The organism is Cupriavidus sp. GW822-FHT03E04 (genome assembly GCF_058801495.1).
This window is the reverse complement of record NZ_JBXANI010000012.1, coordinates 190,924-206,527: the sequence shown is the minus strand read 5'-3', so window position 1 is coordinate 206,527 and position 15,604 is coordinate 190,924. Positions and strand designations below refer to the sequence as shown.

The window sequence follows — 15,604 nt, the reverse complement described above, 5'->3', positions numbered from 1 at the left end:
AAGAACCATGACCCTGATGACAAGCCACAACTATCCACGCGATCTGATCGGTTACGGCAGCCAGCCGCCGCACGCCCGCTGGCCGGGCGGCGCGCGCATTGCGCTGCAGTTCGTCCTCAACTACGAAGAGGGCGGCGAAAACAACGTGCTGCACGGCGATGCCGGCTCCGAGCAGTTCCTCTCCGAGATCATCGGCGCGGCGGCTTACCCCGACCGCCACATGAGCATGGAGGGCGTGTACGAGTACGGCTCGCGCGCCGGCGTCTGGCGCATCCTGCGCGAGTTCGAGCAGCGCGGGCTGCCGCTGACGATCTTTGGCGTGTCAATGGCATTGCAGCGCCATCCGGACCTGACCCGCGCGTTCGTCGAGCTCGGCCATGAGATCGCTTGCCATGGCTGGCGCTGGATCCACTACCAGGGCATGGACGAAGCCACCGAGCGCGAGCACATGCGCATCGGCATGCAGATCATCAAGGAGCTGACCGGATCGCTGCCACTGGGCTGGTACACCGGCCGCGACAGCCCCAACACGCGCCGCCTGGTGGTGGAGCACGGCGGGCTGCTGTACGACTCGGACTACTACGGCGACGACCTGCCCTTCTGGACCGAGGTGGAAGTCACCGGCGGCGAAAAGAAGCCCCACCTGGTGGTGCCCTATACGCTCGACTCCAACGACATGCGCTTTGCCACGCCGCAAGGCTTCAACACCGGCGAGCAGTTCTTCCAGTACCTCAAGGACGCCTTCGACGTGCTCTACGCCGAGGGCGATCCGCAGGGGCTGGACCGCCCCAAGATGCTGTCGGTGGGCATGCACTGCCGCCTGCTGGGCCGCCCGGGCCGCATGCGCGGGCTGCAGCGCTTTCTCGACTACGTGCAGGGACACGACAAGGTCTGGATCTGCCGGCGCGTGGATATCGCGCGCCACTGGGCCGAAACCCATCCCTGCTCCGCACAGAACCACGCCTAAGCCGAACCATAAGCCGAACGATAAGCCGAACCATGAGCCAGACCTACACCCTCGACCAACTCAACGCCATGCCGGCCGCCGACTTCATCCAGGCGCTCGGCGGCATCTATGAACACTCCGCGTGGGTGGCGCAGGCCGCCGCCACGCAGCGCCCCTTCGCCCATGCTGCCGCACTGGCCGACGCCATGCGCGCCATCGTGGACGGCGCGGGCGATGCCGCCCAGATCAAGCTGGTGCGCGCCCACCCGGAGCTGGCCGGCAAGGCCGCCGTGCGCGGCGAGCTGACCGCCGAATCCACCCGCGAGCAAAGCGGCGCCGGCCTGGACCAGTGCTCCGCGGCGCAGTTCGAGCAACTGCAGTCGCTCAACCGCCAGTACAACGAGAAATTCGGCTTCCCCTTCATCCTGGCGGTGCGCGGCTACGACCGCGCCGGCATCATCGGCGAGTTCGCAAGGCGCGTGAACAACGAACCGGCCGCGGAGTTGCAAACTTGCATCAACCAGATCCACCGCATTGCGCAATTCCGCCTGAACGACTTAGTATCCGGCTGAGCCAAAAAGGCAGCGGGTTCGTTAGCCCTGCCATACCTCTGATTTACCGCTGACTTACCCACGCTGCTGTAACGGGCAGGCGCCGGACCGAGCCCAGGTCCGGCGCCTGCCCGGCACGAAGAAAAACACCAGAGCTAATAGAACCCGTCAGGGACCCAGTACACAGAGAACGCAACGGATCAACCACGGAGAAACCCACAATGCATAAGCAGATCAAGCCGGCCCTCAAGCTGGCAGCGATGGCGGCAGCCCTTTTCAGCGGCGCGGCCATGGCGCAATCCAGCGTCACGCTGTACGGCCAGGCCGACATGTTCGTCGGCGGCGTCAAGAACGTCGGAGCCGCCAACCGCGCCTATGTCGCCAATTCGGGCGGCATGCAGACCTCGTACTGGGGCATCAAGGGCACCGAAGACCTCGGCGGCGGCACCAAGGCCATCTTCGACCTGAACGGCTTCTTCCGCACCGACAGCGGCTCCTCGGGCCGCTTCAACGGCGACTCGATGTTCAGCCGCAATGCATTCGTGGGCCTGCAGAACGACAAGCTGGGCACCATCAAGCTGGGCCGCAACACCACGCCCTTCTTCGTGTCGACCATCCTGTTCAACCCGCTGGTCGACTCCTACGTGTTCTCGCCGATGGTGTTCCACACCTATTTCGGCGCCTCCACGGCCCGCGTGAACGACCCGGGCATCATCGGCGATTCGGGCTGGAACAACTCGCTGCTGTACTCCACGCCGAACTTCGGCGGCCTGACCGCCAACGTGATCTACTCGTTTGGCGAGAAAGCTGGCGCCACCGGCCAGAACAAGTGGGGCGGCAACCTGATGTACTTCAACGGCCCGTTCGCTGCCACGCTGGCCTTCCAGCAAGTCAAGTTCGACAGCACGCCGGGTGACGTGACCGCGTCGACCAGCCCGCTGTTGGTCGGCTTCAGCAAGCAGAATGCGGTGCAGGGCGGCGTGAGCTACGACTTCAAGATCGTCAAGCTGTTCGCGCAAGGCCAGTACATCAAGTCGGACATCAACAACAACGTCAACGGCGACATCAAGCACACCAACGGCCAGGTCGGCGTTTCGGTGCCGGTCGGCAATGGCAATATCCTGGCGTCCTACGCTTACGACAAGACCAAGAACTCGGTCGCGGACTTCAAGCGCAACACGGTGGCAGTCGCCTACGACTACAACCTGTCCAAGCGCACCGACGTCTACGCCGCTTACTTCTACGACAAGATCACCGACCTGTCGCACGGCGACACCTTTGGTGTGGGCCTGCGCCACAAGTTCTGACGCTTTCCCCTTGCCAACGGGAACGGATACCCGTCCTCCCGCCCAACAGCCCGCCCTTGTGGCGGGTTTTTTTATGCCCCGCCGGCGCGCCGTGCTCAGGCTGCCGGCAGGTTGCCGGCGATGAAGTCCACGAAGGCCCTGAGCTTGGGCGACAGCTGGCGACTGGACGGCCACAGCACGCGCAGCATCGTGCGGTCCTGGTTGTAGTCGTCCAGCACGCTGACAAGCGTGCCTTCGTCCAGCTGGCACCGATCAGCGAGGGGCTGGGGGTATCCGAGGCGCTCGCTGGCCAGTTCGTAAGCCTCTACGCCATCGGCTCGCTGGTGGCGGCCATCCCGCTCACCGCGGCCACGCAAGGCTGGCGCCGCCGGCCATTGCTGCTGGCAGCGCTGGCGGGACTGCTGGTCTTCAATACGCTTACCGCGCTGGCGCCCGGCTACGTGATGGCACTGGTGGCGCGCTTCCCGGCCGGCATGGCGGGCGGCCTGATCTGGTGCATGCTCGCGGGCTATGCGCGGCGCATGGTGCCGGATCACCTCAAGGGCCGCGCACTGGCCGTGGCCGGCGTCGGCGCGTTCCCGTGGGCGCTGCTTGTCTTGCTGGTTGTGGGGCTGCTGATTGCGTGGGCCTCGCGCGGGCATGGGTTCCCGGCGCGTCCCGGCGTAGCCTAGCGCGCGGCGCTGCGAGCGCTAGGGATTCTTGAGCCGCCGGCCGGGCTTGGGCGGCGGCGCCTGCAGGCTCACCAGCAACCGCCCGAACTCGCGCGCGGCCGGCGTCTTCTCGCCATCGCTCCAGATCAGCGCGAAATCCGCTGCAGGCAGCGCCGGCAAGCCGTACTGGCCATCGACCACCTTCATCCCCGGCTTCAGGTCGCCGCGGATTTGCACCGAGGCGCCGAGCCCCGCCAGTACCGCGGTGCGGATGCCCTCCTGGCTTGGCGAAGTAAACGCCACGTGCCACGGTATGGAGGTGCCCTCCAGTGCCGCCACGCCCACCTGCCGGTTGACGCACGGCGAGGGCGACAGCGCGAGCGGCAACGACGCACCCGGTGCGATCTCGAAGGCCTGGGCGGCGGCCCACACGAACTGCGTCTGCTGCAACACCGTGCCGCCCTCCCCGCCGGGCGCCGACAACACCACGGCAAGATCCAGTTCGCCGGCCTTGATCATCGCGCGCAAGTCCAGGTAAGTGCCCACGCTCACATCGAGACGCACGGCGGGGAATGCCCTGGAGAACCGTGACAGCAGTTGCGGCAGCCGCTCGCCCAGGAAGGTTTCCGGCACGCCGAAGCGCACCACGCCGCAAACGGGAGAGGGCTGGAACCGGCGCGAAAGTGCATCGAGCGAGGCCAGGATCTGCTCCGCGTGCTGGAGAAAATCGTTGCCGTCCTCGGTCAGGGTCAGAGTGCGTGTCGTGCGGTGCAGCAGCGGCCGGCCCACCTGCTCTTCGAGCCGCCGGATCTGATGGCTGACCGCGGACTGCGTCAGGTGCAGCCGCTGCGCCGCGCGCGTGAAGCCGCCGGTTTCCTTGACGGCGACAAAGGCCCGCAGCAGTGTCGGATCGAAATCCATGGTCCCTTATTTATGATGAACGCTAATGAATCGGAAGAAATTAGATCATTTCTATCATGACGAGGACTCGCCCACAATGTGCGCCAAGACCGGCGTCGAGCATGACGCCATCCGTTCCCCGCAACCGGATTCGCCTGGAAAGCACCATCGATGCGCCTCACTCATTCCCGTAAAAACCAAATGGCATTGGCCGCCGTCTGCCTGGCCGCGCTGATGTTCGGCCTGGAGATTTCCAGTGTGCCGGTCATTCTGCCCACCCTTGAGCACGTCCTGCACGGCGGCTTCGGGGACATGCAATGGATCATGAATGCCTACACCATCGCCTGCACCACGGTGCTGATGGCGGCCGGCACGCTGGCCGACCGCTTTGGCCGCAAGCGCATGTTCGTCCTCGGCATTGCCTTGTTCGGCATCGCCTCCCTGATCTGCGGCCTGGCGCAAAGCGCCGCCGTGCTGATTGCCAGCCGGTTCCTCCAGGGCATGGCCGGCGGCGCGATGCTGATCTGCCTGGTGGCGATCCTGTCGCATCAGTTCCAGGAAGGCAAGGAACGCAGCAAGGCCTTTGGCGCCTGGGGCGTCGTGTTCGGGATCGGCCTGGGTTTCGGGCCAATCGTTGGCGGCATGATCGTTGCCGTATCCAGCTGGCAATGGGTGTTTCTGGTGCACGTGCTGCTGGCCATCCTGACCTTGGCGCTGGTCTTCGCGGGCGTGGAAGAGTCGCGCGATCCGCAGGCGGGCAAGCTCGATATCGCGGGCATCGTCACGCTGTCGCTGGCCGTTTTCGGCCTGGCCTACCTGATCACGCAGGGACCGGAGGCCGGGGTTTCCCGCGCCGCCGCGATCGGCATGACGGCCGCGACGGCGGCCAGCTTCGTGGCTTTCCTGCTTGCGGAAAAACACAATCCGCATCCGATGTTCGATGTTTCGGTGTTCCGCAGCCGGGACTTCTCGGGCGCGCTGCTTGGCTCCATGGGCATGAACTTCAGCTTCTGGCCATTCATGATTTACCTGCCGCTTTATTTCCACGGCGGCCTGGGCTACGGCAGCGTGACCGCCGGTTCGTCCTTGCTGGCTTACACGCTGCCCACGCTGTTGTTTCCGCCGCTGGGAGAGCGGCTTGCGCTGCGCTACGGGGCCGGCAGGGTCATTCCCCTGGGCTTGTTCACGATCGGGCTGGGCTTCATGCTGATGAAGCTCGGCAGCAGCCTGGCGCAGGCGAGCTGGCTCACCCTGCTGCCGGGTTCGCTGCTGGCCGGCATCGGCCTGGGCATCACCAACACGCCGGTGACCAACACCACCACCGGCTCGGTTCCCAGCAGCCGCGCGGGCATGGCCTCCGGCATCGACATGAGCGCGCGGATGATCTCGCTGGCGGTCAATATCGCGTTGATGGGATTCATCCTGGTCGCAGGGATCTCTGCGTATCTGAAGCGTGCCTTTCCGGGGGCGTTCGATGCGTTGCAGTTGCGCGCGCTGGCGCAGCGCATTGCCGCGGGCAACCTGGATGCGCCCGGTGACGCCTTCGCGCAACTGCCGGCCCTGGACGCGTCCGGCGCCGCGCTGCATGCGGCGCTGGTCCATGGCTTTGGCTGGGTGATGCTGTATGGCGGGATTGGCGCCTGGGTCCTCGCCTTGCTCAGCCTGATGATGTTCGCCCCCGGCAAACGAGGGCATCAGGCGGTTGCCGATCCCGCGGGCCGCTGCGCTTAGAAGTCCGCCGCCATCGCCAGCTGGAAGGTGCGCGGCGTGCCCTGCGTCAGGTAGCCGCCGCAGGTCGATGCCCGGTACGTTCAGCCGCCTCCCCGGGTTGGCACGCCGGCGATGGCCCAGGCCGACGATTCACGCCGTGCCGGGCACGGAATCGCGCACGCCTTGCGCCCCGCGAACTCGCTGGCCACGCGGGCCAGGTCGATCTCCCAGCCGCGCGCTTCGAGCGCCTTGAGCGTCTTGCGAAAGGCGATCTGCAAGCCGTCCGAGCGCACCGACACTTCCTCCTGCCAGTCGTCGGGCGTGTGCTGGGGGCAAACCCGGGATAGCACGGCATGGTCCTGCTCGAAGATGCGCAGGTTGCTGCGGCGGGTGCGCGCGTCAAGCAGCGCGCTCTTCATGAAGGTACGTCCCATCATCCACAGGGTGCGCGTGCGTTTGGCGTCGACCGGCAGGTGCGCCGAAACGATGCGGATCTCCCAGCCGGGACGGGGCTCGAGCCGCAGCGTGGTGCACGGCCCGGAGAAGTGGTAGCCCGGCGTGGTGTAGACCGGCACCCGGCCACCCGCTGCCCCGCGGGCGAGCCACGCCGGCCATGAGCGGCGCCGCGGGCGGTACATGCGCATGCGCGCCTCGCCCTGCCACTCGCCTGCCTCTACCGTGAAGTCGTCGATCTCGGGATGCGCGGGGTCGCCGAAAGCCGTGCCATGCACGAATGGCGCGTGGGCAAAATCCAGGCCGTTCTCCATCACGCGGTCCCAGCTGGCATCCCAGTCGAAATGCCCGCGCACCAGCCGGAAACGGGGATCCTCGGCCCAGGACAGATCCGGCAGCGGCGGCCGCTCCGCCGGCGGCAGGTCCCCCAGGAAGGCCCAGACCCAGCCAAAGCGCTCCACCGTCGGGTAAGCGTCCACCCGCGCCCGGGTGGGCACCCGCAGTCCCGGCTGGGCCGGGATATGCGTGCAGATGCCATTGCCGTCGTAGCGCCAGCCGTGGTACGGGCACGCCACGTCGCCGGCCACCACGCGGCCATGGCTGAGCGAGCCACCCCGATGCGCGCAAACGTCGGACAGCACGCAGGCCAGGCCGGCGCTATCGCGAAACAGCACCAGCTTCTGGCCCAGCGCGGTCACCGTGACAGGCTCGGCACGCACATCCGTTGAGTGGCCTAGCACATACCAGAGATTCTTCAGCATGGGGATTGCCTTGAGGATGGCCGCGAGGATGGCCAGGGGTCGCCAGGTTCGCGAGATTGCCCTGGCGCCGAGGGGAGCCTCGCCGCCGGACCGGCGGCGCATTGCACGCCTCGCGCCCGCTGCTGGGCAGCGCGCGCCGCACCATGGCGGTTCGACCGGTTTGGACGCCGCTGGTTTCGCCGGTGCCGCGACGCAGCATGGATTTGCTGCAGTGCGATAGAGATAAACTACCGGATTTCGGGATCGAAAGTCGCTGCTTAATAGGGCGATTCAATTGGCGGGCCTGCGCCTGCGTGCCTAAATTTAGGTTCCAGGCAACAAGACGGCAACGGACGAGGTGACTCATGCGGCGTGATGCAAAGACCCGGTCGGAGTTGATGGCCATCCTGAACCAGTTCCTCAACAACAATCCAGAGTGCGGCGAGTGCGAACTGCACGCCATGCGAGTTCACCAGCCCGACCACACCGGTTGCAACTGGAGTGCGGAAGTCGATTTCCCGCGCGAGGAGGACGACCATTTGCCAACCCGGCTGGCAGCAGCCAAGTCCATCATCGTCGTGATGCGCGAGCAGTACAACATGTTGCAATAGCGGCAACGGGATCAGGGCGGGACAGGTTTTCCGGGCCGGCGGAACTGCTTCACAAGCCGGTCAAAAAAAACGGGGCTCCAAAGGAGCCCCGTTTTCATTGGGTGGCGGCCGGCAAGCCGGCCGCGCCGCCGGATCAGCGCACCGCGTTGGCTTCGGCCACCGCTACCGCCGTCATGTTGACGATGCGGCGGGTGGTAGCTTGCGGGTTGAGAATGTGCACCGGCTTGGCCGCACCCAGCAGGATCGGGCCAATGGTGACGCCTTGCCCGCCCGTGATCTTGAGCAGGTTGAAGGCGATGTTGGCTGCATCCAGCGTCGGCATGACCAGCAGGTTGGCGCTGCCGGCCAGCTTGGTGCCCGGCAGGAAGTGGCGGCGCACGTCCTCGACCAGGGCGGCGTCGCCCTGCATCTCGCCCTCCACTTCCAGGTGCGGTGCCTCGCGGGCCAGGATCTCCTGGGCCGCGCGCATCTTCCTGGCCGACGGGCGGTCCGACGAGCCGAACATCGAGTGCGACATCAGCGCCACCTTCGGGTGCTGGCCAAAACGCGCGATCTCCTCGGCGGCCAGCTGCGTGATGGCGGCGAGTTCCTCCGCGGTGGGATCGTCATTGACGAAGGTGTCGGTGATGAACAGCGTGTACTTCTCGAGCATCAGCGCGTTCATCGCGGCGAACACCTTGGCGCCTGGCGCCAGGCCGATCACGTCCCGCACATGCTCCAGGTGGGCTTCGAAGCGGCCCACGGTGCCGCACAGCATCGCGTCGGCGTCGCCCATATGCATCAGCATGGTGCCGATCAGCGTATTGGAGCGGCGCAGCGCCACCTTGGCCATGTCCGGCGTGACGCCGTCGCGGCCGCGCAGCGCGTGGTAGGCCTCGTGGTAGGCACGGTAGCGCGGGTCGTCTTCCGGGTTGATCAGCTCGAAGTCCGTGCCGGCCTTCAGGCGCAGGCCGGCCTTGTCGATGCGCATCTGGATCACGTGCGGGCGGCCGATCAGGATCGGACGGGCCAGGCCTTCGTCCACCACGGTCTGCACCGCGCGCAGCACGCGCTCTTCTTCGCCCTCGGCATAGACCACGCGCTTGGGCGCGGCCTTGGCGGCCGTGAACACCGGCTTCATGATCAGGCCGGTGTGGTAGACATACTGGGTGAGCTGCTGGCGGTAGGCTTCCAGGTCCTTGATCGGACGGGTGGCCACGCCGGATTCCTCGGCGGCCTTGGCCACCGCCGGCGCGATCTTCTCGATCAGGCGCTGGTCGAACGGCGTCGGGATGATGTAGTCCGGGCCGAACTTCAGTTCCTGGCCACCGTAGGCGGCAGCAACGGCGTCGTTCAGCTCGGCTTCGGCCAGGTCGGCGATGGCCTTGACGCAGGCCAGCTTCATGGCTTCCGTGATCTTGGTGGCGCCGCAATCCAGCGCGCCGCGGAAGATGTACGGGAAGCACAGCACGTTGTTGACCTGGTTCGGGTAGTCCGAGCGGCCGGTGGCGATGATGCAATCCGGGCGCGCGGCCTTGGCCACTTCCGGGCGGATTTCCGGCTCAGGGTTGGCCAGTGCCAGGATGATGGGCTTGTCGGCCATGGTCTTGACCATCTCGGCGGTCAGCACGCCGGCGGTCGAGCAGCCCAGGAACACATCGGCGCCATTGACGATGTCGGCCAGGGTGCGGTTCGAGGTGTCTTGCGCGTAGCGCGCCTTGTTGGGTTCCATGTTGGCGTCGCGGCCCACATAGATCACGCCCTTGGAATCGACCACCGAGATGTTCGAGCGGGTCACGCCCAGGCTCACCATGGTGTCCAGGCAGGCGATGGCCGCGGCGCCGGCGCCCGAAACCGCCAGCTTGACCTTGGCGATATCCTTGCCGACCACCTTCAGGCCGTTGAGCAGCGCCGCGCCCGAGATGATGGCGGTGCCGTGCTGGTCATCGTGGAAGACGGGGATGTTCATGCGCTCGCGCAGCTTCTTCTCGATGTAGAAGCACTCGGGCGCCTTGATGTCTTCGAGGTTCACGCCGCCGATCGTCGGCTCCAGCGCGGCCACGATCTCGACGATCTTGTCCGGGTCGTGCGCATCGAGCTCGATGTCGAACACGTCGATGCCGGCGAACTTCTTGAACAGGCAACCCTTGCCCTCCATCACCGGCTTGCCGGCCAGAGGACCGATGTCGCCCATGCCGAGCACGGCGGTACCGTTGGTGATCACTGCCACCAGGTTGCCACGCGAGGTGTACTCGGCGGCCATCGCGGGATCCTTGGCGATCTCCTCGCAGGCGTAGGCCACGCCCGGGGAGTAGGCCAGGGACAGGTCGCGCTGGTTGGACAGCGCCTTGGTCGCGTTTACCTGGATCTTGCCCTTGGTCGGGCTGCGGTGGTATTCCAGCGCGGCCAGGCGCAATTGCGCTTCAGGACTGTTGGGGGCATGTTGCGGTGCATCACCGCCGGTCTTGCTGGTCATTATGCTCGTCCAGGAAGTGGCCCTGCCAGTGCCCGCCGAGGCCGCGCCGGTCGTATCCGGCGTGGCTTGCCGGAATCTTCCATTGCAGCTTTCAAAGACGGGCTCCGGCGGCTCGGGCCGAAAAATCGAGCCGTCATTCTAGCTCACCCAAGCCCGGCGCGAAGCCCCTCCCACTGGGGCATCCGGGGATTTAAGGCTTTTCGCCGGGCAATTCAGTTTTTACCACCGCACAGGCAATGCCTTGCTTGTGGCTTGCTTGTGGCTTGCCACCTGCTACTTGTCATTCGGGTCCAGCGGCAATGTCACCCGCCGTGGCCGGCCGCTCTCCGCCGGGAACTGCACGAAGGCGCTGCGGATCAGGTAGGGCATCGCCGCCTGCAGGGACGACCCCTCTGCGCGGTGGTTCGCCGTGACCTGGTAGACCCGGCGGCCGCTGGCGGCATCCTTGAAGAATACGCGCAGCGTGGACTGGGTGACCGGCACATCGCGCACCGTGGTCACCGGCGGCCAGTAGCCCGGGCCACCCCAGCCGTACGGGCCCCAGGGGCGGTAGTAAGGCCCCCAGTAAGGGCCGGGATAAAAGCCGGGGCCCCACGGGTCGACGTAGTTGGTCTCCTGGATCCGCATCAGCCGCGAGTTGCTGTCGTACTCCATGCTGACCAGGTAATGCGCCTGTGGCCGGGCCACCTGCTCGAAGCCGATTCCGGAGAGCGCCTGCGCCAGCCACTGCTCATAGGTCTGGTCCTCGAGCTGCGTCTGCTGGCCGCCGGTGCGATCGAAGGCATAGGTGCGCGGCGGATCGTTCTGCCAGTCGCCCTGGCGGAAGGCCGTCACCTCGGTGGTGACGGTGCTGGCGCAGCCGGACAGCAGCGCCACGCCGAGCAGCGCCGCGCCCGCCATCAGGCGGCTGCCGCGCCAGCCTTCGCCGGCTATCCGGCCCCAATCCTGACCAAGCTTCACCAGCTTTCCGAGCGTTGCCAGCCATCGTTTTGGCATCATGCCCCTCATCGATTCGTTGTCCGTTGTGTGACTCTGACCGTGCCGGGCCGGCGGAATTCCGTCCCGATCGGCCACCAGCGCCGCGCGCCCGAGCCGGGGCGCCCGCGCTTGGCTACAATGGGTTCTTCAGTGCCGTGGCACGCGGCCCGGCAGCGCCTTCCGCCCTGCCCGCCTGCCGTGACCATGGCGACCATGCCGCCCCAAGTGGCCCTCAGAGGACAGGATTCCTTCATGCTGCGCACCGACACGCCCGTTACCGTCCATCGCAAAGACTATACTCCGCCGGCCTTCGCTTTTGAGCACGTCGACCTCACCCTCGAGCTCGACCCGGCGCGCACGGTGGTCACCAATATCCTGCGCTTCACGCGCCAGGCACCCGGCCCGCTGGTGCTGGCGGGCGAGGCACTGGAGCTCGTCGGGGTCCGCCTCGACGGCAAGCCGCTGGAAGGCGCGCAGCAGACACCCGACAGCCTGACGCTGCCCGAGCTGCCCGCGCAAGGCACGCTGGAAATCGTCACCGCCTGCCAGCCGGCCGCCAACACGTCGCTGTCCGGCCTCTACGTTTCCAACGGCAACTTCTTTACCCAGTGCGAAGCCGAGGGCTTCCGCAAGATTACCTATTACCTGGACCGCCCCGACGTGATGTCGACCTTCCGGGTCACGCTGCGCGCGCAGCGCGCTGCCTACCCGGTGCTGCTGTCCAACGGCAACCTGATCAGCGAGCGCGAGCTGCCCGACGGCCGCTTTGAGGCTGTCTGGGAAGACCCGTTCAAGAAGCCCGCCTACCTGTTCGCGCTGGTGGCCGGCAAGCTGGAGTGCATCGAGGAGCGGATCCAGTCCGCCTCCGGCAAGGAGAAATTGCTGCAGGTCTGGGTGGAGCCGCAGGACCTGCCCAAGACGCGCCATGCCATGGATTCGCTGATCCACTCGATCCGCTGGGACGAGCAGCGCTTTGGCCTGGAGCTGGACCTCGACCGCTTCATGATCGTCGCCGTGGGCGACTTCAACATGGGCGCGATGGAGAACAAGGGCCTCAACATCTTCAACACCAAGTACGTGCTGGCCAACGCCGAGACCGCCACCGATGCCGATTTCGGCAATATCGAATCCGTGGTCGGGCATGAGTACTTCCACAACTGGACCGGCAACCGCGTGACTTGCCGCGACTGGTTCCAGCTCTCGCTCAAGGAAGGCCTGACGGTGTTCCGCGACCAGGAATTCTCGGCCGACATGATGGGCTCCGAATCCGGGCGCGCGGTCAAGCGCATCGAGGACGTGCGCATGCTGCGCCAGGTACAGTTCCCCGAAGATGCCGGCCCCATGGCGCATCCGGTGCGCCCCGACAGCTACGAGGAAATCAACAACTTCTACACCGTGACGGTGTACGAGAAAGGCGCCGAGGTCGTGCGCATGTACCAGACCCTGCTAGGCCGCGACGGTTTCCGCAAGGGCATGGACCTGTACTTCCAGCGCCACGACGGCCAGGCCGTGACCTGCGACGACTTTCGCGCCGCCATGGCCGACGCCAATGGCCGCGACCTGACACAGTTCGGCCGCTGGTACAGCCAGGCCGGCACGCCGGTGGTCGCGGTGCGCACCGCGTGGGATGCGGCCGCCGGCACCCTGGCACTGACGCTGTCGCAAACCAGCCCCAAAGTCGGCATCGAGACGCGCCCCGGCACGCCGGACAAGCTGCCCTTCCATATCCCCTTCGCACTGGGCCTGATCGACGCCAGCGGCGCCGACCTTGCGCTGCAGCTCGAGGGGGAAAGCCAGCCCGGCGCCACCACGCGCGTGCTGGATTTCACCGAGGCCGAGCAGACCTTCCGCTTCATCAACCTGCCGCGCGGCGCCGAGCCGCCGCTGGCGTCGTTGCTGCGCGACTTCTCCGCGCCAGTCATCATCGACGCCGAGTACAGCGAAGCGCAGCTGACCTTCCTGCTCGCGCACGACAGCGATCCGTTCAACCGCTGGGAGGCCGGCCAGCGCCTGACCACGCGCGCGCTGCTGCAACTGGTGGCCCAGAGCCAGGCCGGCCGCGAGCTCCACCTCGACCCGGCGCTGGTGGCCGCGCTGCGCACCGTGCTCAACGACCAGCAGCTCAGCCCCGCCTTCCGCGAGCAGGCCCTGACGCTGCCGGCCGAGGCTTACCTCGCCGAGCGCATGGGCGTGGCCGATCCGGCGGCCATCCATCGCGCCCGCCAGTTCATGCGCGAGGCGCTGGCGCGCGCGCTCAAGGCCGACTGGCTGGCCGCGTACGAGGCCAACGCCACGCCGGGCGCCTACAGCCCCGATGCGGTGTCCGCCGGCAAGCGCGCGCTGCGCAACCTGGCACTGGGCTACCTGGCCGACAGCGGTGACGCCGCCATGCAGGCGCTGGCAGAAGCGCAATACATGGCCGCCGACAACATGACGGACCGCTTCGCCGCGCTCAGCGCCATGGTCAACACCTTTGCCCCCGGCCGCGAGGCCGCGCTGGCCGATTTCTACCAGCGCTTCGAGCAAGACCCGCTGGTGATCGACAAATGGTTCTCGCTGCAAGGCACGCAGCGCGGCACCGTAGGGCCGCAAAGCGCCGGCCACAAGGGCAAGCACACCATCGACACGGTGCGCGCGCTGATGCAGCATCCCGCCTTCAACCTGCGCAACCCCAACCGCGCGCGCTCGCTGATCTTCAGCTTCTGCGCGGCCAACCCGGCCCAGTTCCACGCCGAGGATGGCTCGGGCTACGCCTTCTGGGCCGAGCAGGTGCTGGCGCTGGACGCCATCAACCCGCAAGTGGCGTCCCGCCTGGCGCGGGTGATGGATCGCTGGCAGAAGTACGCCCTGCCGCTGCGCGACCGCATGCGCGCCGCGCTGGAGCAGGTGGCGGCGGCCAGCGACCTGTCCCGCGACGTGCGCGAGATCGTGAGCAAGGCGCTGGCGCCGTAAGGCAGCGCCGGGCTGGCCGGGGCGCGGCTGGCAGCACCGCGCCCCGGCCCCGCCGACAGTACCCCACAGGCCGGTGGCATTGGCCTGGCGGGCTGGCGCCCATGTAGAATTGCGGCCATTCAAGGAGAATCCCCATGAGTCGCATCAGCCTCACCCGCTACCTGGTCGAGGAGCAGCGCAAGCACAACACGATCGAGCCCGAACTGCGGCTCCTGATCGAAGTGGTGGCGCGCGCCTGCAAGGCCATTTCCAACTCCGTGAGCAAGGGCGCCCTCGCCGGCATCCTCGGCTCGGCCGGCACCGGCAACGTGCAAGGCGAGACCCAGCAAAAGCTGGATGTGATCGCCAACGAAGTCCTGCTCGACGCCAATGAATGGGGCGGCCACCTCGCCGCCATGGCGTCCGAGGAAATGGACAGTTTTTACGAGATCCCGAACCGCTATCCCAAGGGCGAATACCTGCTGCTGTTCGACCCGCTCGACGGCTCGTCCAACATCGACGTGAACGTGTCGATCGGCACCATCTTCTCGGTGCTGCACATGCCCAAGCCGGGCCAGACCGTCACTGAAGCCGACTTCATGCAGGCCGGCAGCCGCCAGGTCGCCGCCGGCTACGCCGTGTACGGCCCGCAGACCACGCTGGTGCTGACCGTTGGCAACGGCGTGCACATGTTCACGCTGGACCGCGAGGCCGGCAGCTTCGTGCTGACGCAGTCGGACGTGATGATCCCGGAAGACACCAAGGAATTCGCGATCAACATGTCCAACATGCGCCACTGGGCCCCGCCCGTGCGTCGCTATATCGACGAATGCCTGGCCGGCGACGAAGGCCCGCGCGGCAAGAACTTCAACATGCGCTGGATCGCCTCGATGGTGGCCGACGTGCACCGCATCCTCACGCGCGGCGGCATCTTCATGTACCCGTGGGACAAGCGCGAACCGGAGAAACCCGGCAAGCTGCGCCTGATGTATGAAGCCAACCCCATGGCCATGCTGATCGAGCAGGCCGGCGGCGCGGCCACCAATGGCCATGAGCGCATTCTCGACATCCAGCCGGAAAAGCTGCACCAGCGCGTGTCGGTGATCCTCGGCTCGAAGAACGAAGTGGAACGCGCAACCCGCTACCACCAGGAAGAGAAAGCGGCCGGCTGATCGCTGGCGGCTTCATCGACGAAAAAGGGACGCCGCGGCGTCCCTTTCTCTATTGCGTCTATCGCGCCCGTGCGGCAACGTTGAGCGGCGGCCAGGGCGTAGCGGACGCGCCCAGTACCGGCTTCGTCGACAATGCGTAGGCGCCGTTCTCGGTGAAGGCCCAGAGGATATTGCGGTCGTACTCGGTGTAGATCGCGAAT

12 protein-coding genes and 1 pseudogene are annotated in these 15,604 nt (G+C 66.6%); 8 read left to right on the top strand and 5 right to left on the bottom strand.

Annotated elements, in window-relative coordinates; translation table 11 throughout:
• Positions 1–16: 16 nt before the first annotated feature.
• From puuE to AC1RQC_RS19240, 3 genes are all read left to right on the top strand, one after another.
• Positions 17–967 carry an allantoinase PuuE gene (puuE, locus tag AC1RQC_RS19250; protein WP_492884382.1) on the top strand — a complete coding sequence of 317 codons (951 nt, stop codon included), beginning with the start codon at positions 17–19 and terminating at the stop codon, positions 965–967.
• A 32-nt stretch (positions 968–999) separates the two neighbouring features.
• Positions 1,000–1,518 (top strand): 2-oxo-4-hydroxy-4-carboxy-5-ureidoimidazoline decarboxylase, encoded by a 519-nt coding sequence (gene uraD, locus AC1RQC_RS19245; RefSeq protein ID WP_309408741.1) that lies wholly within the window; start codon positions 1,000–1,002, stop codon positions 1,516–1,518.
• Between the two features lie 200 nt (positions 1,519–1,718).
• Positions 1,719–2,804 carry a porin gene (locus AC1RQC_RS19240; RefSeq protein ID WP_492374109.1) on the top strand — a complete coding sequence of 362 codons (1,086 nt, stop codon included), beginning with the start codon at positions 1,719–1,721 and terminating at the stop codon, positions 2,802–2,804.
• A 95-nt stretch (positions 2,805–2,899) separates the two neighbouring features.
• Here AC1RQC_RS19240 and AC1RQC_RS19235 read toward each other — a convergent pair whose 3' ends face one another.
• Positions 2,900–3,160: a hypothetical protein gene (locus AC1RQC_RS19235; RefSeq protein ID WP_492884386.1), complete on the bottom strand. Its 261-nt coding sequence runs from the start codon at positions 3,158–3,160 to the stop codon at positions 2,900–2,902.
• Between AC1RQC_RS19235 and AC1RQC_RS19230 the strand changes: the two are divergent.
• A pseudogene (locus AC1RQC_RS19230) lies at positions 3,047–3,430 on the top strand (MFS transporter); the annotation flags it as partial. The gene AC1RQC_RS19235 and the pseudogene AC1RQC_RS19230 sit on opposite strands and share 114 nt — an antisense overlap.
• A 63-nt stretch (positions 3,431–3,493) precedes the next feature.
• Here AC1RQC_RS19230 and AC1RQC_RS19225 read toward each other — a convergent pair.
• Entirely contained in the window at positions 3,494–4,375 is an 882-nt protein-coding gene (locus tag AC1RQC_RS19225; RefSeq protein WP_492374108.1) for a LysR substrate-binding domain-containing protein, read from the bottom strand.
• Between the two features lie 150 nt (positions 4,376–4,525).
• On the opposite strand from AC1RQC_RS19225, the gene AC1RQC_RS19220 reads away from it, so the two are divergent.
• The gene (locus tag AC1RQC_RS19220) at positions 4,526–6,085 is read left to right on the top strand and encodes an MFS transporter (protein ID WP_492884332.1); all 1,560 of its coding nucleotides are present in this window, start codon (positions 4,526–4,528) and stop codon (positions 6,083–6,085) included.
• An 80-nt stretch (positions 6,086–6,165) separates the two neighbouring features.
• Here the strand turns inward: AC1RQC_RS19220 and AC1RQC_RS19215 are convergent, their stop codons facing one another.
• Positions 6,166–7,278, bottom strand: a complete 1,113-nt coding sequence (locus AC1RQC_RS19215; protein ID WP_492374106.1) for an aromatic ring-hydroxylating dioxygenase subunit alpha — start codon at positions 7,276–7,278, stop codon at positions 6,166–6,168.
• A gap of 344 nt (positions 7,279–7,622) precedes the next feature.
• Here AC1RQC_RS19215 and AC1RQC_RS19210 point away from each other — a divergent pair, with 344 nt between their 5' ends.
• Positions 7,623–7,868, top strand: a complete 246-nt coding sequence (locus tag AC1RQC_RS19210) for a hypothetical protein (protein WP_492374105.1) — start codon at positions 7,623–7,625, stop codon at positions 7,866–7,868.
• A 133-nt stretch (positions 7,869–8,001) separates the two neighbouring features.
• On the opposite strand, the gene AC1RQC_RS19205 is transcribed toward AC1RQC_RS19210, so the two are convergent.
• On the bottom strand, positions 8,002–10,323 hold the full coding sequence (locus AC1RQC_RS19205; protein WP_492374104.1) for an NADP-dependent malic enzyme: 2,322 nt from the start codon (positions 10,321–10,323) through the stop codon (positions 8,002–8,004).
• Positions 10,324–10,596: 273 nt separating this feature from the next.
• Positions 10,597–11,223, bottom strand: coding sequence for a DUF4136 domain-containing protein (locus tag AC1RQC_RS19200; RefSeq protein WP_492884380.1), 627 nt, complete (start codon positions 11,221–11,223; stop codon positions 10,597–10,599).
• Between the two features lie 330 nt (positions 11,224–11,553).
• Here AC1RQC_RS19200 and pepN point away from each other — a divergent pair, with 330 nt between their 5' ends.
• Positions 11,554–14,253 (top strand): aminopeptidase N, encoded by a 2,700-nt coding sequence (gene pepN, locus AC1RQC_RS19195; protein WP_492374103.1) that lies wholly within the window; start codon positions 11,554–11,556, stop codon positions 14,251–14,253.
• 134 nt (positions 14,254–14,387) lie between these two features.
• A complete protein-coding gene (locus tag AC1RQC_RS19190) occupies positions 14,388–15,404 on the top strand; it encodes a class 1 fructose-bisphosphatase (protein ID WP_416047949.1) in 1,017 nt (338 codons plus the stop codon).
• Positions 15,405–15,604 lie beyond the last annotated feature (200 nt).